This window comes from Gammaproteobacteria bacterium, assembly GCA_016712635.1.
In the GTDB taxonomy this organism is placed as follows: domain Bacteria; phylum Pseudomonadota; class Gammaproteobacteria; order SZUA-140; family SZUA-140; genus JADJWH01.
In genome coordinates, this window is record JADJQS010000006.1 from 64,065 (window position 1) to 82,754 (window position 18,690).

At 62.1% G+C, this 18,690-nt stretch carries 24 protein-coding genes; 11 read left to right on the forward strand and 13 right to left on the reverse strand.

Annotation, left to right across the window (positions count from 1 at the left end; translation table 11 throughout):
- Positions 1-45: 45 nt before the first annotated feature.
- The 3 genes from IPK65_07225 to IPK65_07235 form a co-directional block, all read right to left on the reverse strand.
- Positions 46-192 carry a hypothetical protein gene (locus IPK65_07225; protein MBK8162926.1) on the reverse strand — a complete coding sequence of 49 codons (147 nt, stop codon included), beginning with the start codon at positions 190-192 and terminating at the stop codon, positions 46-48.
- A 29-nt stretch (positions 193-221) separates the two neighbouring features.
- Positions 222-929, reverse strand: a complete 708-nt coding sequence (locus IPK65_07230) for a Crp/Fnr family transcriptional regulator (GenBank protein ID MBK8162927.1) — start codon at positions 927-929, stop codon at positions 222-224.
- Between the two features lie 161 nt (positions 930-1,090).
- Entirely contained in the window at positions 1,091-1,807 is a 717-nt protein-coding gene (locus IPK65_07235; protein ID MBK8162928.1) for a Crp/Fnr family transcriptional regulator, read from the reverse strand.
- 649 nt (positions 1,808-2,456) lie between these two features.
- On the opposite strand from IPK65_07235, the gene IPK65_07240 reads away from it, so the two are divergent.
- The 5 genes from IPK65_07240 (at position 2,457) to IPK65_07260 (ending at position 5,235) form a co-directional block, all read left to right on the forward strand.
- The gene (locus tag IPK65_07240; GenBank protein MBK8162929.1) at positions 2,457-2,777 is read left to right on the forward strand and encodes a hypothetical protein; all 321 of its coding nucleotides are present in this window, start codon (positions 2,457-2,459) and stop codon (positions 2,775-2,777) included.
- Between the two features lie 87 nt (positions 2,778-2,864).
- Positions 2,865-3,266, forward strand: a complete 402-nt coding sequence (locus IPK65_07245) for a DUF4398 domain-containing protein (protein ID MBK8162930.1) — start codon at positions 2,865-2,867, stop codon at positions 3,264-3,266.
- Between the two features lie 42 nt (positions 3,267-3,308).
- Positions 3,309-4,421, forward strand: coding sequence for an OmpA family protein (locus tag IPK65_07250; GenBank protein MBK8162931.1), 1,113 nt, complete (start codon positions 3,309-3,311; stop codon positions 4,419-4,421).
- 42 nt (positions 4,422-4,463) lie between these two features.
- The gene (locus IPK65_07255; GenBank protein MBK8162932.1) at positions 4,464-4,613 is read left to right on the forward strand and encodes a lmo0937 family membrane protein; all 150 of its coding nucleotides are present in this window, start codon (positions 4,464-4,466) and stop codon (positions 4,611-4,613) included.
- 481 nt (positions 4,614-5,094) lie between these two features.
- The gene (locus IPK65_07260) at positions 5,095-5,235 is read left to right on the forward strand and encodes a transposase (protein MBK8162933.1); all 141 of its coding nucleotides are present in this window, start codon (positions 5,095-5,097) and stop codon (positions 5,233-5,235) included.
- A gap of 240 nt (positions 5,236-5,475) precedes the next feature.
- On the opposite strand, the gene IPK65_07265 is transcribed toward IPK65_07260, so the two are convergent.
- Positions 5,476-5,856 carry a DUF2892 domain-containing protein gene (locus IPK65_07265; protein MBK8162934.1) on the reverse strand — a complete coding sequence of 127 codons (381 nt, stop codon included), beginning with the start codon at positions 5,854-5,856 and terminating at the stop codon, positions 5,476-5,478.
- A gap of 313 nt (positions 5,857-6,169) precedes the next feature.
- Entirely contained in the window at positions 6,170-6,778 is a 609-nt protein-coding gene (gstA, locus tag IPK65_07270) for a glutathione transferase GstA (protein MBK8162935.1), read from the reverse strand.
- Positions 6,779-6,928: 150 nt separating this feature from the next.
- Here gstA and IPK65_07275 point away from each other — a divergent pair, with 150 nt between their 5' ends.
- Complete coding sequence (locus IPK65_07275) at positions 6,929-7,315, forward strand: group II truncated hemoglobin (GenBank protein MBK8162936.1); 387 nt, start codon at positions 6,929-6,931, stop codon at positions 7,313-7,315.
- Positions 7,316-7,402: 87 nt separating this feature from the next.
- Here the strand turns inward: IPK65_07275 and rlmKL are convergent, their stop codons facing one another.
- Complete coding sequence (rlmKL, locus tag IPK65_07280; GenBank protein MBK8162937.1) at positions 7,403-9,625, reverse strand: bifunctional 23S rRNA (guanine(2069)-N(7))-methyltransferase RlmK/23S rRNA (guanine(2445)-N(2))-methyltransferase RlmL; 2,223 nt, start codon at positions 9,623-9,625, stop codon at positions 7,403-7,405.
- 106 nt (positions 9,626-9,731) lie between these two features.
- Here rlmKL and IPK65_07285 point away from each other — a divergent pair, with 106 nt between their 5' ends.
- Positions 9,732-10,397 (forward strand): Crp/Fnr family transcriptional regulator, encoded by a 666-nt coding sequence (locus tag IPK65_07285; GenBank protein ID MBK8162938.1) that lies wholly within the window; start codon positions 9,732-9,734, stop codon positions 10,395-10,397.
- A gap of 106 nt (positions 10,398-10,503) precedes the next feature.
- Positions 10,504-10,695, forward strand: coding sequence for a DUF2892 domain-containing protein (locus IPK65_07290; GenBank protein MBK8162939.1), 192 nt, complete (start codon positions 10,504-10,506; stop codon positions 10,693-10,695).
- A gap of 67 nt (positions 10,696-10,762) precedes the next feature.
- Here the strand turns inward: IPK65_07290 and IPK65_07295 are convergent, their stop codons facing one another.
- The 4 genes from IPK65_07295 to IPK65_07310 are packed head-to-tail and all read right to left on the reverse strand — an operon-like array spanning position 10,763 to position 14,219.
- Positions 10,763-11,038, reverse strand: coding sequence for a cytochrome c (locus IPK65_07295; GenBank protein ID MBK8162940.1), 276 nt, complete (start codon positions 11,036-11,038; stop codon positions 10,763-10,765).
- Positions 11,035-11,577 carry a redoxin domain-containing protein gene (locus IPK65_07300; protein ID MBK8162941.1) on the reverse strand — a complete coding sequence of 181 codons (543 nt, stop codon included), beginning with the start codon at positions 11,575-11,577 and terminating at the stop codon, positions 11,035-11,037. Before IPK65_07300 ends, IPK65_07295 begins: the two co-directional genes overlap by 4 nt.
- Positions 11,564-12,553 carry a hypothetical protein gene (locus IPK65_07305; GenBank protein ID MBK8162942.1) on the reverse strand — a complete coding sequence of 330 codons (990 nt, stop codon included), beginning with the start codon at positions 12,551-12,553 and terminating at the stop codon, positions 11,564-11,566. Before IPK65_07305 ends, IPK65_07300 begins: the two co-directional genes overlap by 14 nt.
- Positions 12,554-12,566: 13 nt before the next feature.
- Positions 12,567-14,219 (reverse strand): hypothetical protein, encoded by a 1,653-nt coding sequence (locus IPK65_07310; GenBank protein ID MBK8162943.1) that lies wholly within the window; start codon positions 14,217-14,219, stop codon positions 12,567-12,569.
- 367 nt (positions 14,220-14,586) lie between these two features.
- On the opposite strand from IPK65_07310, the gene IPK65_07315 reads away from it, so the two are divergent.
- The gene (locus IPK65_07315) at positions 14,587-14,913 is read left to right on the forward strand and encodes a hypothetical protein (protein MBK8162944.1); all 327 of its coding nucleotides are present in this window, start codon (positions 14,587-14,589) and stop codon (positions 14,911-14,913) included.
- A gap of 74 nt (positions 14,914-14,987) precedes the next feature.
- On the opposite strand, the gene IPK65_07320 is transcribed toward IPK65_07315, so the two are convergent.
- Positions 14,988-15,962 (reverse strand): 2Fe-2S iron-sulfur cluster binding domain-containing protein, encoded by a 975-nt coding sequence (locus tag IPK65_07320; GenBank protein ID MBK8162945.1) that lies wholly within the window; start codon positions 15,960-15,962, stop codon positions 14,988-14,990.
- Between the two features lie 96 nt (positions 15,963-16,058).
- The gene (locus IPK65_07325) at positions 16,059-16,433 is read right to left on the reverse strand and encodes a group 1 truncated hemoglobin (protein MBK8162946.1); all 375 of its coding nucleotides are present in this window, start codon (positions 16,431-16,433) and stop codon (positions 16,059-16,061) included.
- 267 nt (positions 16,434-16,700) lie between these two features.
- On the opposite strand from IPK65_07325, the gene IPK65_07330 reads away from it, so the two are divergent.
- Positions 16,701-17,303 carry a glutathione S-transferase N-terminal domain-containing protein gene (locus IPK65_07330; protein MBK8162947.1) on the forward strand — a complete coding sequence of 201 codons (603 nt, stop codon included), beginning with the start codon at positions 16,701-16,703 and terminating at the stop codon, positions 17,301-17,303.
- Positions 17,304-17,337: 34 nt separating this feature from the next.
- Here IPK65_07330 and IPK65_07335 read toward each other — a convergent pair whose 3' ends face one another.
- Positions 17,338-17,841, reverse strand: coding sequence for an ATPase (locus tag IPK65_07335; GenBank protein ID MBK8162948.1), 504 nt, complete (start codon positions 17,839-17,841; stop codon positions 17,338-17,340).
- Between the two features lie 241 nt (positions 17,842-18,082).
- Here IPK65_07335 and IPK65_07340 point away from each other — a divergent pair, with 241 nt between their 5' ends.
- Positions 18,083-18,682, forward strand: coding sequence for a LemA family protein (locus tag IPK65_07340; GenBank protein MBK8162949.1), 600 nt, complete (start codon positions 18,083-18,085; stop codon positions 18,680-18,682).
- The last annotated feature ends 8 nt before the right edge of the window (positions 18,683-18,690 follow it).

Consider the following 18,690-nt stretch of genomic DNA (forward strand, 5'->3'; position numbering starts at 1 on the left):
CCCGCGCATATCCAGATCACGGCAGAAATCCACATCAAGATCGGTTCAGTCGTCACTCCACGTGCGAAGTTTGTCCGGATCGATCTCGTTTTGCTGCTTCTTGGCCTGTCGGTTCAGCTTCATTAAATAGAAGACAAAACCTGTGCCGATGAACAGCAATACAGCCAGGCCAATAGTTGTAACCATGTTCATATGGTGTGCGTCCGCATGACGTTGGACTGCTAGTTCATGACGCGATCGTAAACCGCCATGTCGGCCTGATAGCATCCACACGAGGCGGCTTCCAGGCCTTTTCGGTTGAGCACCGTGATTGTACCGCGGCTGTAGTTGATCAGCTTGCGTTTCTGCAGTGAGCCTGCGGCCTTGGTGATGCCGACCCGGCGTACGCCCAGCATGAGGCCGAGGAATTCATGGGTGATATACATCTCGTCCGAGTGCGCGCGGTCCTGAGTCATCAGCAGCCAGCGGGCGAGACGCGCCTCCACCACATGAAAACGGGTGCAAGCAGCCGTCTGCGCGAGCTGGCTTATCCGTATATAGATATAGCGATTCATCCAGCATTGCAGTGCCGGGCTCTGCAGGAGTTCACGCCTGAACAGGGCGGCCTTCATGCGCAATGCAGGACCCTCGCCCTGCACCAATGCGTGCAGCGGGGCAGTGTCTACTCCAAGTACGATGGAAATGCCGTGCATGCCTTCGTTTCCGACCAGGGCGACCTCCAGGCCGGCGTGGCTGTCGAGCGGGTTCACCAGGGAAATATAGCTTTCGGTGGGAAAGTAAACATGACGTATAGTCTCGCCGGGTTCGCAGAGAACGTCGGCAAAAACAAGCTCTACCTGTTCACAGCCCACAAGGAAATGTTGCCGGTCCTTGCGGGGTAGCGCGGCAAGCAGACGATTCGCATGGGGTACGCGCGCCGTGGTGGAAATCGAAACCTCCTATGCTGGCGGGCCTGAAGCCGGCAGACGAAACTATTATGTTCGCCGATGATAGGAGGAACTGTTAACAGACTCTGTACGCCGGCTAACATAGCGCATTGTTACTGCTATCAGGTTGCTCAACGGAAAGGAGCCCGAAGACCCGTATGGAATTATACGGCGATTTCGTTGGGAAGCAGGCGATCAAACTCGGCTTTGACCACCCGGTAGCACTCGCAGGCCTGCGCCTCCAGTCCCGGCCGATCCAGTACGGTGATATGTCCGCGACTGTATAGAATCAACCCGGCGCGTTGCAGCTTGCCGGCGGCATCGGTGACCCCCTCGCGGCGTACGCCGAGCATATTGGCGATCAATTCCTGCGTCATGACCAGATTGTTCGAAGGCAGCCGATCCAGGCTCAGCAGCAGCCAGCGACACAGTTGCTGGTGTACGGAATGATGGCGATTGCAGACCGCCGTCTGGGACATCTGCGTAATCAGTGCCTGGGTGTAACGCAACAAAAGATGCATTACCGGACCGGCGCGGTTGAACTCCTCCTTGAGGAACTGCGCCTTGAGCCGGAATCCGTGGCCTGCACTCTGTACAATCGCCCGGCTCGGGGTCGTTTCACCCCCCATAAACAGGGCAATGCCAAGTATGCCTTCCTTGCCCACCACGGCGATCTCGGCCGATGCGCCATCTTCCATGACATAAAGCAGAGACACGATGGAGGTCGTGGGGAAATAGACATAATTTAACTGGCTGTCGGATTCGTAAAGGACATCGCCCAGCGGCATGTGTATATATTCCAGATGCGGACGCAGGCGTTCGATTGCGTCCCCGGGCAGGGCGGCGAGAAGATTGTTTTGCTCGGGTTTCGGGGAAGACATCTGGGAACTCCATGCGGACAGATTGCCCGGCTGTTCTATATCGACAACATGGCCGATCGATCGGTATGCGGACAGTTTCCTGTACATGCAGTATATACACCACCCGCCCTTTCTCACAATGTATATGTCCTTTACCGAACATAAACATAAGGTCACGATGCACTAGTTAACCATCAGTTGTAACTGGAATCACCGCCTGACAGCCCTATGTACGTCATCGCACAGAGCGTCGTATGTGAGAAGTGTATAAAGATTGCGGTGGCAGCAGGCCATACCTGGATTGGTCAGGCAGGCGACTCTTGTCCCCCTTTTAGCCCTGCACCCCCCGCAGGGCTTTTTTTTGGCGTGATTAAACTTCGGTTACTGAAGTCAACAGGCACGTTATTTTGATGAATGCACTTCCATGGCCCCGGCTAAAGTTCCGTGAGCGGCAGAACATTTGCTTGACGCCGTAACTTCTTCGGTTGTGCGATGACGAGCATAAGGAGTGTAGCCTATGTTCGATACCGTACTGAGCACACCCGAATAGCCCCGTATCCTGTGTACATGTTCAAGGGAGGACGTGCGTTGTATATCCACTGAACGGCAGATTAATAGGGAAATCCTGTGGATAGTATGAAACGGATACATGGCAACGAAGGAGTAATACATGGAGACGAAAGAAGCCTATAAGAAAAATCTGGATGCTCAACTGAATGATTGGATTGCCCAGATCAAGTTATTGGACGCCAAGGCAGAGAATGCCAAAGCAGGTGAGAAGCTCAGATATTTACGTGACCTTGACGTGCTGCACGCCAAACGGCGTGAGGTCGCAAGAAAAATGAAAGAGTTGGAGAATTCCGGTGACGATGCCTGGGAAAAGGTCAAAGTGACTGCTGATGATGTATGGAATTATTTCAGGAAGAGTGCGGCTAAAGCAGTGTCCCCATCCAAGTGGGGCACAGGTAGAGAGCCAGGTGCGAATGGATAACGGCGGTCTTCCGGCAGGATCCGGGACATGCAGATATTCAATGCTGGAGATTAAACGGTATTTAACCATTAATGGATGGAAACGATCATGAAGATACTTGATAACCACGGATCGAATCGATCGGCAAAATGGGTCGGCGTGCCTGCGATTGTCGCTGTTACTACGATCTTTATGGCTGGATGCGCAAGCATTCCGGCTCCTACGGAACAGTTCGCAGTATCAAATGCGGCAATATCGAGTGCAACCAGAAGCGGCGGCAACGAGCATGCTCCGCTGGAACTCAAATCCGCCATGGATAAGATGGAGCGCGCCGAGCAGGCGATGCAAAAGGAAGATTACCTTCTTGCCGGACGATTGGCAGAACAGGCACAGCTTGATGCCAAGCTGGCAGAAACAAAGGCCGATTTGGCCAAGACGCAAAAGACGGTCGATGACACACTGGAATCGAATCGTGTTTTGCGTGAAGAGATTAATCGGACTACCCAGTAACAGGAAACGCATTACCTGGATTGATCATATAAGGAGTTTATCATGAGAAAAACTTATACATTCCCCACCATCATACTGACCGGCGCCGCGCTTGCGGCCTGCAGCATGACACCGGAGAAAAACACTGCATTGGAAGAAGCCCGCAGTGGCTACAGCGCTGCGCAAGTAAATCCGGATGTCACCAATCATGCAGCGATCGAACTGCAACAGGCTGGCAAGGCGATGGATAAAGCCAACCATGCCCAGAGCGAACATGAAGACCAGAAGACAGTCAATCATCTCGCTTATCTGGCCAAGCAGCGAGTGGAAATAGCGCAGGAAAGAGCCAGACAGAAAGCGGCAGAGCTGGCCGTTGCCAACGCAGGTGCAGAGCGCGAGAAAGTCCGCCTTGAGATGCGAACGACGGAAGCCGATGCCGCCAGGCAGCAGTTGGAGACCGCTCAGGTGGCGGCCAGGCAGAATGCTGATGAGCTTGCTGTAGCCAATGCCGATATTGCACGCGGTAAAGTCCGACTTGAGACGCAAACGGCGGAAAGTGATGCGGCGGCCAGGCAACAGGCGGCGAGTTCGGAAGCTGCAGCCGCATTAGCGGTGGCTACTGCCGATACTGAACGTGGAAAATTACTTCTCGATGCGCAAATGGCGGAAAGCGATGCGGCAGCCAGGCAGCAGGCGATGATAACGCAGGAAAGCGAAAAACAGAAAATGGCGGAGTTGGCTGCAGCCAATGCCAGAATCAGTCAGATGGAGGAAGAGCTGAAGGACCTGAATGCCAGGGAAACGGAGCGCGGCATGGTGATTACTCTCGGTGACGTGTTATTCGATACCAACAAGGCAGAGCTCAGGTCGGTTGGCACGAATAGTGTTCAGAAGCTTGCCGAATTTCTCAAGGAATACCCGGAGCGCAAGATACTGATAGAAGGTCATACTGACAGTACGGGCAGTAGCGACTATAACCAGAATCTTTCTGATCGCCGTGCCATTGCCGTGCGCGATACCTTGATAAACATGCAGGTTGCAGGCGATCGCGTAAGTACACGTGGTTATGGAGAGACGAATCCTGTGGCCAGCAACGAAACAACTTCCGGGCGTCAGTCGAACCGGCGTGTTGAGATCATTATTTCCAGCGACAGTGACCCCATTGCGTCGCGTTGATTGTTGTATTGCCGCCAGCTTGCGACAGAGGAGGATGGGCTAATGCTGCAGACTATTGCGGTCATCTTGGTTGTTCTATGGTTGCTCGGCATGGTTTCTTCCTACACCATGGGCGGGTTCATTCATGTTCTTCTGGTTATTGCCATCGTAGTGATTCTGGTACGACTTATTCAAGGTCGTCGGGTCGTTTAGCAGGCATTACTAGGCGCATCCTCCTGCGGGCAGTGGTGCAATAAAGTCTACAGCACTACCGGCGCGGCGCATGGTTTTCGATGCCTGGATAGCGGTCTGCTCCGGGATCAGTCGGAGATCATGCGCGCGTAACGGCTGATGATGCTTAAGTGCCCGTCGTTTTGTTGCAGAGCACGGTATGGGAGCAGACGCTGTAGCATTTCCGGATCTCAGTATCGGTCGAGCACCGCATCCGGGTGCTGAGGTTTTTTCGATCTATGGATTCGGGAGCGTGACGTACTTGAGTACGGCTTTACACCGACTCTATCGGTGGGCGGCCGAGACGCAGGGCCGGGCGTGTTGATAAATCGGTCGCCCCATCCCAGGGCCATTCGGTCGACGTCGGGACGGAATATCTTCTCGTGCACTAGATGAGCGGGCCTGTCGGCGCGTGGTGTTGCTCGACGTTATCGATCCCTGAAAACCAGTGTAATACAATCAGATAGAATCGTTCAATGAATGTCTTCGGGGCGAGTGCCTGAATGTCCATGACTTCGTAAGTCAAGACGAGGGCGCGGCGGGGCGGTTGGAGGCCTGGCGGATTGACTGCAACAAACACAGGCCTCATGGCTCACCCGGGTAGCTGACACCGGGCGAGTTGAGCAGGAAGTGTCAGCCAGCCGGGACTTCAGAAGCAACTGGTATCCGGCATGGATCTGACCAATAACGGGGTGAACCTCGGCATCATCAGCCACGAGGTCGGCAAGACCAGGAGGTTGGTCAACAACCGTTGCAGCGGGTAAGCCTGCGACGAGCCAACGTCATAACTCTGAAGTCGATTGCTTGATGTACGTATTTGGCGTCGAAGTCTGCGAGATATCATTCATAATTTTCTGTGATCGGCTGCGTATAGACTATGGTCGTGTTCGCTTCCCTTGACTGGTACGGGACTATTTCCCAGTGCTGCGTCAACTTCATAGGGGAATGTTCCACACTGAGTGCGATCCGATGCGCCACAGCTGCGTACCTTGAGCATGGCGTAAAACGGATCACATCCCAATATAGAGGTGAGTGCAGGATAGATGCCTGCCAGCATTACATAACCATGCCAGCTTAAAATGTTACCCAATGCCAGATGAATAATCGGCCCGGCAATCAGAAGCACTGCAATCAGTCCTCGGACCACGCGGTCCATCAACCCAAGGTTCTGTACTACACGTAATCGACCCGTCACAGCCCGATTGGTTTGTTTACTGGTGTCCATTTATATTTCTCCCTTGCACCATGTGATGCAAACTGAACGTGCGAGGAGAAACTATGAGCCAATGGAAGCCGTGTCACTGTACGTTAGAACACATTGGCACCTGGCTGACGTTATTATCTTTAAGGAGCCTCTGTACGAGTCATCTCCGTGCAGACGGGGATCCGTCAGGCCGCAGCTACCGTGCGGACCGGATCCCCGTTGGTGCGGGAATGGCATTCCAATCAGAGCCTTCCTGCAGGCATGAGTCGCATGTCAGTCATAGTCCGTGGTTTCCGCAGCCGGTCAAGATAGATGGACCGGTCTGGGGCCCGCGCTACTTGATCAGACCTTCAGCCTTCATCGTTTCGCGCACGGAGGGGCGCGCCGCGACGCGGGTCATGTAGTCCTTCAGCGCCGGCCACTGGGCCAGGTCGATCTGGTGCAGGTTGCACCAGTTGAGCAGCGTGAACAGGTAGCAGTCCGCCACGGTGAAGCGGTCGCCCATGAGGAAGGGTTTGCCGTCCAGCTGCGTGTCGAGATAGCCGAGGCGCCGTGTCAGCAGGCGCAGGTTGTATTCCCTGATTTCCGGCCCGGCCTTGGGGTTGAAGAACGGACCGAACGGCTTGTGCACCTCGGTGGCGAGGAAGTTGAGCAATTCCATCAGGCGGTAGCGTTCGGTGGTGCCGGCCTTCGGCGCGAGATTGGCGGCGGGCATGTGATCGGCGATGTACTGGAGCATGACGGCGCACTCGGTCAGGATCGCCCCGTCGCCGAGCCGGAGCGCCGGCACATAACCCTTGGGGTTGATGCGCAGGTAGTCCTCGCCGGCCGCGGTCTGGTGCCTGGCGAGATCGACCTTCTCCAGGTCGAAGGCATAACCCGCCTCGCGCAGGGCGATGTGCGGGGCCATTGAGCAGGCGCCGGGTTTGAAATACAGCTTCATGACAATGCTCCTTGGTGCCGTTGAACTTGCGTGATGGCGCTACCGGGTCGTTTCCGGAGGGTGCTATTCTGGCCAAGCCCGCCGGCAGGGTCAATCAGAAACATGCGAAGATCATTTCCACCCGCACGGCGCGGGATAGAGGGAGAAGAGATGGGTGAGACGGAACAATCGGCGTATGAGGCCCTCGGCGGCGAGGACGGTGTGCGCCGCCTTGTCGACCGCTTCTATCATCTGATGGATGCCCTCCCGCAGGCGCGCGGGATCCGGGCGCTGCATCCCGCGGACCTGCAGTCCTCGCGCGACAAACTGTTCAAGTTCCTGTCCGGCTGGCTGGGCGGACCGCCGCTCTACATCGAGCAGTACGGACACCCGCGCCTGCGCGCGCGCCATCTGCCGTTCCCGATCGGGGAGGAGGACCGCGACGCCTGGCTGCTGTGCATGGCCCAGGCACTGGCCGAGACCGGCATCGACCCCGCCCTGAACGACCACCTGTTCCGGGCGCTGAGCCAGCTCGCAGACCATATGAGGAATCAATAGGAAGACAAAGGCGTTAGGCGTGAGGGGTTAGGTGTTAGGCGTGAATCGAAATACGCCTTGCTGATTTTACTCTTCACACCTAACGCCTCACGCCTCACCTCTCCTGGTTATTTTCCAGCACTGATGCACCCTGGGGTCGCGCTCGAAATCCTTGGGTAAGGTGGCGCGTGAGATGTTTTCAACGGCCAGGCCGAGGTCCGCGAGCGCGCCTTCGTCCAGCCTGAAACTGCGCAGGTTATTGGAGAAGATCAGCGTGCCGCCGGTCGCGAGCAGTCCGGCGGTCCTGCCGATCAGATCGACATGGTCGCGCTGCACATCGAAGGTGCCGCTCATGCGCTTGGAGGTGGAAAAGCTCGGCGGGTCGAGGAAGATGAGGTCGAAGCGCCGCTGTCCCGCCTGCGCCAGCCAGTCCAGGCAGTCGGCCTGGATGAATTCGTGCTGCCGCCCGGTGAAGCCGTTCAGGGTCATGTTGCTACGCGCCCACTCGAGATAGGTGTTCGACATGTCCACCGTGACGGTGGAGGCGGCCCCGCCCGCCGCGGCGTAGACGCTGGCGGTGCCGGTGTAGGCGAACAGGTTGAGAAAGCGCGTGCGCGGCGCCAGCTTCCTTATCAGTGCGCGCGTCGGGCGGTGGTCGAGGAACAGCCCGGTGTCGAGGTAGTCCTCGAAGTTGACCAGGAAACGCAGCCCGCCTTCGCGGATCTCGTGGAAGACGCGCTTCTCCGCCAGCTTCTCGTACTGCGCCGCACCCTTCTGCCGCTGCCGCACCTTGAAGAAGAGCTGCCCCTCCGGGATCTCCAGCACCTCGAGGATCACCCCGAGCGCCTCGCGCAGGCGCTGCCGCGCCTTGTGCTCGTCGACGGTCGCCGGGGCGCGGTACTCCTGCACATGTGCCCACAGCTTCTCTCCCTGGTAGACGTCGACGGCGAGCGCATATTCCGGCAGGTCGGCGTCGTACAGGCGATAGGCGTGGATGTCCTCGCGCGCGAGCCACGAACGCAGGTGGCGCCGGTTCTTGACCAGGCGGTTGGCGAACATGAGGGCGCCCTCGCCGCGTTCGGCGGCGGGCAGCGGGCGCGGACCCTGTTCCGATTCCGGGCGCTCGGCGTGGAACCACTCCGGGGTGAGTTCGTAGTTCATCAGGCGGCATTCGATCGCGCCGTTGTAGAGCGTGTGCATGCGCCGCACGCGCAGGCCGAAGTGGCGGCACAGCTCGGGGTCGTCGGTGAGCACGGCGGCGCGCCAGCCCTGGAACCTCTCCTTCATGACGCGGCCGAGCAGGTCATAGAGCGCGGGCAGATCAGCGGCCGCGCCGACGCGCTGTCCGTAGGGCGGATTGGTCGCGAGCAGGCCGGTCCCGCCGGCGCACGCGGGCGTGCAGTCCGCCAGCGCGCGTGTCTCGAAGTGCACGCGACCTTCGAGGCCGGCGCGTGCCGCGTTGGCGAGCGCGTCGCGTACGGCGCGGGCGTCGTGGTCGCAGCCGCGGATCACAGGCAGCTGCGCCAGTCCGATCGACCTGCGTTCCTCCGCCTCCGCGATCAGGCCTTGCCAGAGGCCGGCATCGTGGCGCTGCCAGCCGTGGAAGCCCCAGTATTCGCGCCGCAATCCCGGCGCGATGTCGGCCGCGATCAGCGCGGCCTCGACCGGCAGCGTGCCCGAACCGCACAGCGGGTCGAGGAACGCGCCGCCCGCGCGCGCGATCCCGGGCCAGCCGGCGCGCAGCAGGATCCCGGCGGCGAGGTTTTCCTTCAGCGGCGCCGCCGCGCCCGCGGTGCGGTAGCCGCGCCGGTGCAGCGACTCGCCGCTGAGATCGATGCTCACCACGGCCTCGTCGCGCCGCAGGTAGACGTTGATCTGCAGATCCGGGCGCCCGGTCTGCACCGAGGGGCGCGCGCCGGCGCGCTCACGGAACTGGTCGGCGACCGCATCCTTCGTCTTCAACGCGGCGTAATGGCTGTGGGTGATTCCCGCCTGCGCGGCGGTGACATCGATCGCGAACGTCTGATCGATGCCGAAGTGGTCCTGCCACGGGATGCGCCGGACCCCCTCGTAGAGGGCTTCGGGCGTCGGCGCCGGAAACCTTGCCAGCGGCAGCAGGATGCGGTTCGCCACGCGCGACCACAGGCAGGCGCGGTAGGCGTCGGCGAGGGCGCCGTGAAAGCTCACGCCGCCGCGTCCCTCCACCGCCGAGACTATGCCGAGGCCGCGCAGTTCCTCGGCCAGCAGGGCCTCCAGGTTTCTCGGCGCGGAGGCGAAAAATTGGAAATCGTTCACGGGATCTGGATCGTAGGTGAGGGAGACATGGTACATCAAGGAACCTGGGGATGGTAATGGGTGACGGGTGAGGTGTCAGGCGTGTGGCGTCAGGCAGGAGATGGGATATAGTGAGGGGATATCAGCCAGAAAGGAAACGGGTGTGATTGATCGGGCGCAACAGTCGCGCGTGACCGGGTGTCTGCCCTTGCTGCAGGACGCCTCCCCCGATTTTCGTGCCGGGTTTTTCCAGGCCGCGAGTCTGGCGCACATCGGGCGGGGCGAGGTGATCGCGATGGAGGGCGATGAGTGCGCCCGGCTCGCGCTGCTCGTCGCGGGAAAGGTGCGGGTGTTCAAGACCGCCGCCACGGGCAGGGAAATCACCCTGTACCACATCGGCGCAGGCGACAGCTGCGTGCTTACCGCCTCCTGCATCATGAGTCACTCGCCGTTTCCGGCGATCGCCGAGGCGCAGACCGCGATCGACGCCGTGCTGATCCCCGCCGGGCAGACCCGCGCCTGGATGACCGAACCGGCCTGGAGCGCCTTCATCTTCGGCCTGGTGTCGAGGCGCCTGGCCGACGTGATCTCGGTGCTGGAGGACGTCGCGTTCCAGCGCATGGACGCGCGCATCGCGGCCTACGTCGCCCGGCTGGCCGATGAGTCGTCCGTGCTCAGCGTCACCCATCATGAGATCGCCGCCGAGCTGGGCACCTCGCGCGAGGTGGTCAGCCGCATCCTGAAGGACTTTGAGAACCGCGGCCTGGTGAAGGTCGGCCGGGGAGAACTGCAGGTGATGGACCCGGCCCGTCTGCGGGCCCTGTGTTAAGCCGGCCGGTGAAGGTATATTTGTCACAGACAGGGATGGCGGCGCCTGTTTACCCTGAGGGCATCGCGGTTATCGTTCCGCGTATTCATTCAACCAGGAGGGAGTCATGAACAAGAACGTGGGTGGTGTCGACAGGACCATACGATTGATCGCCGGTCTCGCTATCGCGGGCGCCGGATTGTACTACCAGAGCCTGTGGGGTCTGATCGGCGCGGTGCTCATCGTGACCGCCGTGCTGGGCTGGTGCCCGCCCTATTCGCTGCTGGGCATCAACACCTGCAAGAAGCCCGCCGCCTGATAAGCAAATTCCCGCGTTCCGGCCGGCAACTGCGACATGCACGCGGCCGGCACGGGGCGCGCGGCTGTCAGGGATTGCGGCGCGCGTGCGCGACCAGGTAGGCCAGCACCGCGTCGTACTCCGCCTCCGTCAACGGAGTCATCCCGAACCGCTGCATGCGTTTCTGCATGGTCTGCAGCACGAGTGGCCACTGGGCCGGCGTCAGGCTGTCGGGTTCGGGCAGCTGATGGCAGCCGGCGCCGCAGCGGGCCTCGAACAGCTGCCGGCCCGTCTCCGGCCCGTCGGCTGACGCCGCGCCCGCGAGCAGCCCCGCGGCGATGACGAGCGCGCCCGTCCGTCTCACGGCAGTGCCTCCAGCGTCTGCCGCAGCTTGGTCCCGTCCTTGTAGTCCTCGTTCATGCGCACCACGCCGCCGCTGTCGACGACGACCGTGCTGCCCATGGTCGCGTCGTAGAGATTCAGGATTGCCTGGTCGCCGTCGGCCAGCACCCTGAGGTCCGTGTAGCCGTTGGCGATCTGCGCGGCGCGCGCGCCGCCCGCCGAGCCGCTCACGTAATCCACGATGATGAACTTCACCTGGGGAAAATCGGCGGATATACGCGAGCGCATGTGGCTCATATGGCTGTCGCAGATCGGGCACCACATCGCGAAGTACATCGCGACACCGCTGGTCCCGCCCAGTTCGGCGGACAGCGTGAAGCTCACACCGCGTGAGTCCGGCACGGTGAAATCCGGCGCGAGCTGTCCGACCGCATGGCCGCTGGTGCCGGCGACGACCTCCGGACGCCGGTCCGTGCCGGAGGGATCGAGGTCGTCCGTCACGTCCTGGCAGGCGGACAGTAACAGGGCGAGCGCGAGGACGGCCAGTCTAGCGATACACATGGGTGACTCCCACGGTCACGATGTCGGTGATGGGAAAATTCTCCCCCCGGCCGTCCTGCCGCAGGGCATGGCCCAGGCTCAGCTTGACGACCCAGTCGCGGTCGAGGGTGGCGTAGGCAAAGGTGCCGGCGAGCGAGCGTTTGCGCAGGCCGGTGGTGGGGTCGGTGCGGCCGTCGATCTCGCCTTCGTCCTCCCACAGGTCGGCGTAGGCGAGCGTGAAGGTGAGTGACGCCATGGATTCCAGGAAATGGGTGTAGCCGCCGGACACCGAGCCGAGGGCGCGGTCGCCGAGCTGCTTGTGGTAGGGCTCGACGAAATTGCCATATTCACGGTTGACCGCACGCTCGAAATGGCGGCCGTAGCTGAACTGCACGCCGGCGTTCCACGGATAGACGGTCTTTTCCAGCAGCACGGTGCCGTCGAGGCGGTAAAAGCCGCGCCCGGTGATGTCGAAGCTGTTCTCCACATCGTCGTAGGGTGAGACGCCGGTGGGCACGGTCAGCGAGGCGCCGAAGTAGGCCGCCGGCATCAGATCCCTGGCGTTGCGGACCTTCCACACGCACTGGATGGCATCGAAGGCCTCGTACCATACCGTGGCCGTCATGTCGCCGAGGCCGTCGGTGTTCGAGGTCAGCGCGGCGTAACGGTTCTGATTCCAGACGTAGGGCAGGGAGACGCTCGCCTGCCAGCGCGGCGCCAGGCGGCGGGCATAGCCGAGGTTCAGGCGGTACTGATTCAGGTCCGATCCCGGCGGGTCGGGCACTTGCTCGCCGGTATCGTTCCAGAAGCCGTCATAACGCTCGACATCAACCGCCATGTCGACCATGGCATGGGAAAACTTCGGCAGCACCAGCGAACTGGCGGAGCCGCCGCCGCAGCAGGAGGCGGCCCCGGCCGGCGCGGCCGGCAGCAGGGCGAGCGCGGCGCAGAACAACGCGCCGCGCCTCACCACGGCGTGAAGTAACCTGACGGGCATCGATCCGCCGGCGTCACATCATCATCGCGCCACCGCCCGGGGTGACCAGGAAGGTGCCGTAATCGTTGCTGCCGTCGCCGGCGGGCGCGGCGCCGTTCGTGGTCTTCTGCTCACCGTTGACCGTGAGGCGGACATGGAGCTCGCCCTGTTCGTCGTCGGTCAGCCCGGCGACGCCGGCGCCCGACCAGTGGCCGGAGCCGTTGTCCGTCGCCGCGGTCCAGTTTATCCCGTCGGTGGAGAGTTCGACCGTCATGCTGGCCACGGATAGCTCATAGGCCATGTCGCCGTCGTTCAGCACCGTGCCGACAGAAACCGGCGGATGACTCATCATGGTCTCGCGGGCGGCGATGAAGAGGGCGATGTCGTGGCCGCCGCCCATCGCCGCTGCGACCGTGTCGAGGAAGACATAGTAGTTGCGGCTCTCCGGCATGCCCATGCCCATCATCGCGATCTGGTCGGCCTGGCCCTTCAGGACCGAGCGCGTGGTATCGCCCATGGCCATCATGACGTGCGGATAGAGGTGGGCGGTCTCGATTGCGCCGCCGTCGACGCTGATCCCCAGGTCCCAGTAGCCCATCGACATGCCGTTCGCCATGCTCGAAGCCATCAGGTAATAGACCGTGCAGTCGTAGAGACCGGCCGTGGCGCCCGCCACGCAGCCGTCCACCGCCGTGCCGTGGCTCATACCGGACATGTACATCTCCGGTGAGACGGTGATGGTGAGGCCGTCGATGCCGAGACCGGTGTCGCGGTCGGTGATGCTCAGCGAGAAGCTGGTCTTGCCTTCCGTCGCCATGCTCGCGCCGGGCACGTACTCGATACGGTAGCTGTCGGTCAGCGCCACCTTCGCAAAGGCCAGATCGCCAATCTGGTCGGCGGTCAGGCCGCTGTTGTCGTTGCCGCCGTCGCGGAAGTTCATCAGCGCACGTTCGAAGCGGTTCTGGACGTCGGCCGGCAGCGTCTGCGCGCCCACCGGGACCGGTCCGGACGCGTCCTCGCCGTCGAGTGCATCGTCGGACAGATCGGCGGCCAGCGCCGCGAGCAGATCGAACTGATCAGCCGGATCGAGGCCGAGGTCGAGCGCCAGCTGGCTGAAGGCGGCGGCGCGCAGCCCGGCGCGCACGCGTTCCTGGTCGGCACCGGCATCCGGCGTCTGGGTGGCGTCGAGCGGCGCGACGTCAAGCTCGGACAACTCGCCGAAGCTGGCGGCGACGAGCGCTTCCGCGTCGGCGAGGCTGTCGCCGTGCCCGGTGACGAGATTCTGTACGATGGTCGAGGCGGGCGTCAGGTGCACCTCGGCGGCGGCGCCCAGGGCGCCTCCCGCGACATAGGCGCCCAGGCTTCCGCCTGCCACGCCGGAGTCTCCGCTCGCCTCGTCGGTGAACGTGCCGCCTGCGCTGCGGAAGACCAGGTCGTCTGCCAGCAGGTCATCGGGGATGTCGAGGGTGAATCCTCCGGCGCTGTCCGTCGTGACCGGCCCGGCGACCGTATTGCCGGATGTGTCTTCGACCGTGACCGTGGCCCCGCCGACAGCGGCGGCGAAGACGGAACCACCGATGGCGGTGGTCGATTCGTCGCTGCTGCTGCCGCCGCAGGCGCTTAGGGCGCCGAGCGCAATGAGGAGCGATGCATGGAGGGCATGGGAGAATTTGCAGGCAGGCATCATCGTCAAGTACCTCGATATATAAATAAACTGTATAAACAATTAATAGAATTCATATTCTGAAGCAGAATCTGAAGTCGAGCGTCGGGTGTGACCCGATCGGGATCAAGGATAAATACATATTTATCCTATGGGAATGCGACAAATTGTCGCAGGGGGTGTGGTGCGCGCGGAGGCGGGTCTCGAACGCGGTCAGCGGAAGCTGGCGGAAGCAGGCGCAGGCGCCTTGCACCCGGAGTTCACGGGAACCTGTCCGCCCGATTGAAGCGCGACCGCGGCTGCGTATAATAGGCCGCGCGCTATCCGGGAGGATCCGGGTAGTGGTTCATCATCTCTGGAATATCCCAGCATTTCCAAGCAAGGAGTACATATGAAACATGTGGCTGTCGCAGCGGCGATCGCTGTGGTTGTCATTGGTCTTTTGTCGGGGTGTGATGCAAAGGAGAGGGAGCAGCTTCGTAACCAGGTTGCGACCCTGGAACAACAGCTTTCCCAGGCCAACAGTACCCTGGCGGCGCGGGAGAGCGAGGTCAGTCAGTTGCAGGCACAGGTGCAGGCCGTTCAGTCCGAGCGCGACGACGCGGTGAGCCAGGTCGGGCAGCTGAAGGGTGAGCTCGATTCGACCAGGAGCGAACTGGCGAAGCTGAAGGCCAAGGCAAAGCCCGCCGCGAAACCCGCCCAGAAGAAATCCAAGTAAGGGTTGCGATCGCAGCAGCGCGGCCGGATCCGGGATGCCCGGATCCGGCCGTTTTTTTTGCCTGACGTTCTGCCTCAGGGTGCGGCGGATTGAAAGGGATCGGCGTGTATGTCCGCCAGCGCGGCACCCGCGAGATACGTCTTAATCTTCGTCTGTTTCACCATCTCGGGATGGCCGCACAGGAATACGCGCCAGCCTTTCATGTCCGCATGCCTGGCGAGGGCCGCCTCATGCGCGCGCTGTACTGTGACGTCCTCATCCCCGGCCGCGGGGCTGTCCAGGCACGGAACATAGTTGAAGTTGTCGTGATCGCGTGCGAGGCCGCGCAGTTCTTCGACCAGGTAGAGTCCCTCGCGGTCGCGGCTGCCGTGATAGAGCCAGATCGGGCCGGTGTGGCCGTGATGCAGCGCGTCGCGGATCACGCCGTACAGGGGCGCGAGGCCGCAGCCGGTGCCGACCAGCAGCAGCGGCTGCTTCGGCTGCTCCGGCCGGTAGCAGCATTCGCCTATGGGCGTGCTGACGGCGATCTCGTCGCCCGGCTGCAGTTCATCGTGGATCCAGCTGCTCATGCGGCCCTGTTCATGGCGCGCCACGTGCAGTTCGAGAAAGTCCTCGGTGTACGGCAGGCTCGCGAGGGAATAGGGGCGGGTGAGCCCGTCACTGCGCGCGAGATTGATGAACTGGCCGGCGCGGTAGTCGAAGGCGCCCGCAGGGTCGAGCCGCACACGTGCGATCCTGCGCGACAGCTTCTCCACCGAGATGACGCGGGCCGGGAACCGGATGAGTACAGGACCGCTCAGGGTGGCCGTGAAGTCGCCCTCCGGGGCGCAGGCGCAGGCGAGAAAGTAGCGCTGCTGCCTGAGGGAGTCTTTAAGTCCGTGCTGCGCCGCGGCCGGCGGATCGGAGTCGATCGAGCGCATCAGGCATGACTGGCACACGCCGCTGCGGCAGGAATGCGGGACGGATACGCCGTGCCTCAGCAGGCAGTCGAGGACGGTTTCTTCGGGATTGCGCTGGTAAGCCTGCTTCTCAAAGATCAGCGTCGGCATGGTGCGGTGACTGTAGTCTGTGTGCGTGGAACGGGAGGACCGAAACGGCGACGCCGCCTCGCCGGTCCGTGGCGGGGCGGCGCATCCGCAGACCGTCTAGTGACCCCGGCCGAGCACGTCGTCGCGTACGCTGTTGGCGATGCCCGCGACCTGTGCGATCAGCTCGTTCTTCACCCCGAGCTCCTTCAGGGTGGCGCCGAGGTTCTCGATCACCGCATCGACATGGCTGTCGTTCAGGCCCATCTTGATCAGGTGCTTGTGGCCCTCGTACATGTCCTTGCCGGTGTACTTGGCAGGGCCGCCGAATACCATGGTCAGGAAGGCCTTCTGCTTCGAGGCCTGCCGTTCCATGTCGACGCCTTCGAAGAAGCGGCTGACGCGGTTGTCGGACAGCATCTTGCGGTAGAAGATGTCGACCGCTGCGTTGACCGCCGGTTCGCCGCCGAGTTGTTCGTAGAGTGACTGTGTCATGGTTCTCCTCCTTATATGGTTTTCTGGCTGTAGTTACATCCCGCATTGCCGGTTTCGAGAGCGGCGTTATAAGATGTATCTAGGATGCATATATACGATGCGTCCCGCCGGCTGTCAACAACAATTTACAAACATTACAATGGGTTATATCCTAGTGTGGCGCTCGGGAATTCCCCGGGGCGGCCGCATTTCACGATGGGTGCAGGAGTCTCTGCCGCCCCGCAGGCGACGTGCCGCGCGGGGGTCAACCTTAAAGGAGCATCACTCATGAAGCTGTATGGAACGCTGACATCACCGTACGTTCGCAGGGTGCGCGCCTTCCTGCACGAGAAGGGCATCGCGCACGAATTCGTCATCGCGGCCCCCGGCGATCCCGCCGGGACGGTGCCGCGCCTGAATCCGCTTGGCAAGGTGCCGGTGCTGCTGCGCGACGACGGCGAGGCGCTGTTCGATTCGCCGCTGATCATCGATTATCTCGACGGCCTGGGCGGCGCGCCGCTGATCCCGCCCGCCGGCGACGACCGCTGGCGCACGCAGCGCTGGCATGCGCTCGGGCAGGGGATCTGCGATGCGGTGGTGGCGCGGCTGATGGAGACGCGGCGCAAGGCGGAACAGCAGGACGCCGGCGTGATCGCGAAACAGGAGGGCAAGGTCGCGGCCGCGCTCAGGTTCGCGGAGGCGCGGCTGGGGCAGGGCGCACCTCTGGTCGGCGCGCGTTTCGGCATCGCCGACATCGCACTTGCGGTCGCGCTCGAATACATCGACATGCGCTATGCGCACGACTGGCGCGGCGCACACCCGGCGCTGGCGCGCTGGCTTGCCGGTGTGGCCGGGCGGCCGTGCCTGAAGGAAACGCAGGCGCCTGCCTAGGCGCCGTACTGGTTCGGAACGAAGACGGGCGGCGTCAGCGCCGCCAGGTGATGCGCAGCATGCCGTCCTTATCGGACGCGCGGATCTCCAGCTTGCCCTGGTAGGCATGGTGCACCGCGTCGCCCGCGCCGCGCGTGATGTGCTGGCTGGTGAAGGTGACGATATGGCGGCCGCCTTCGTCGCGCGCGTCCATGATGCGCTCGAGCGGATGCTCACCCTTTTCCCTGGTCTCGATATGGCGGATGAGATGCGTGATCTCTTCGCGATGGCCGGCGAAGAAATCGCCTTCAAGGATCAGTTCGCCCGCGGGCACGCGATCATGGATGCGCTGGCAGGCCGGGCAGCGGTGCGGATGCGCCTTCTCCGGCGCCTCGCCCCATTGCCAGCGGCCCTTGTGGAACACGGCGCCGCAGTCCGGGCAAGCCGCCGGTTCCGGCGGCTTGCCGCGCTCGAGGTAGGGATCCTTCACGTGCTCCTCGTACATGCGGTCGCGCCTGGGCTGATGGGCGGGGTCGGTGTGCTTGTGTGGTCCGGTCATGGCTCCTCCGTTGAGACTGGCGTGAACTGCTTGCACTATACACTAGCAAACCCCCCGTAGCCGACGGAAATGGATGGCCAATGGCGGTTGGCCGTTGCGTGATGAAGGATGGCGCGCCGGCGTGCGCCGGAATCAGGATTCCATGTCGATTCATGGGCCTGTAATGCCCGATCGCTGCCACATGCGCTAAGATGGCGGCACTGCGCGCGGCGCTCGGGATTCTCTTGGGACAGGAGGTGTCATGGATTTCACCGGCATAGTGACCATCGTTGTACTGCTCGCCATCGTTTTTTACATCGCGTCGATCTACAACCGGCTGGTGAACCTGCGCAACCGGTTCAAGAACGCGTTCGCCCAGATCGAGGTGCAGCTCAAGCGCCGCTACGACCTGATCCCGAACCTGGTCGAGACCGCCAAGGGATACCTGAAGCATGAGCGCGAGACGCTGGAGGCGGTGATCGCCGCGCGCAACGCCGCGGCCGCGACGCTCAGAACGGTCGCGGCCGATCCCGCCAACGTCGCCGCGGTGCAGTCGCTGAGCGGGGCCGAGGGCGCGCTGGCCGGCGCACTGGGCCGGCTGAACGTGGTGATGGAGGCCTATCCGGACCTCAAGGCGAGCCAGAACATGCAGCAGCTCACGGAGGAACTCACCAGCACCGAGAACAAGGTGGCGTTCGCGCGCCAGGCCTTCAACGACGCAGTGATGGAATTCAACACCTATCGCCAGTCGTTCCCGCCCAATGTTTTCGCCGGCATGTTCGGCTTCCGCTCCGACGCGGCCCTGCTGGAGTTCAAGGACAGCGCGGCGATCCAGGAGGCGCCCAAAGTCTCCTTCACCTGAAGCCGGCG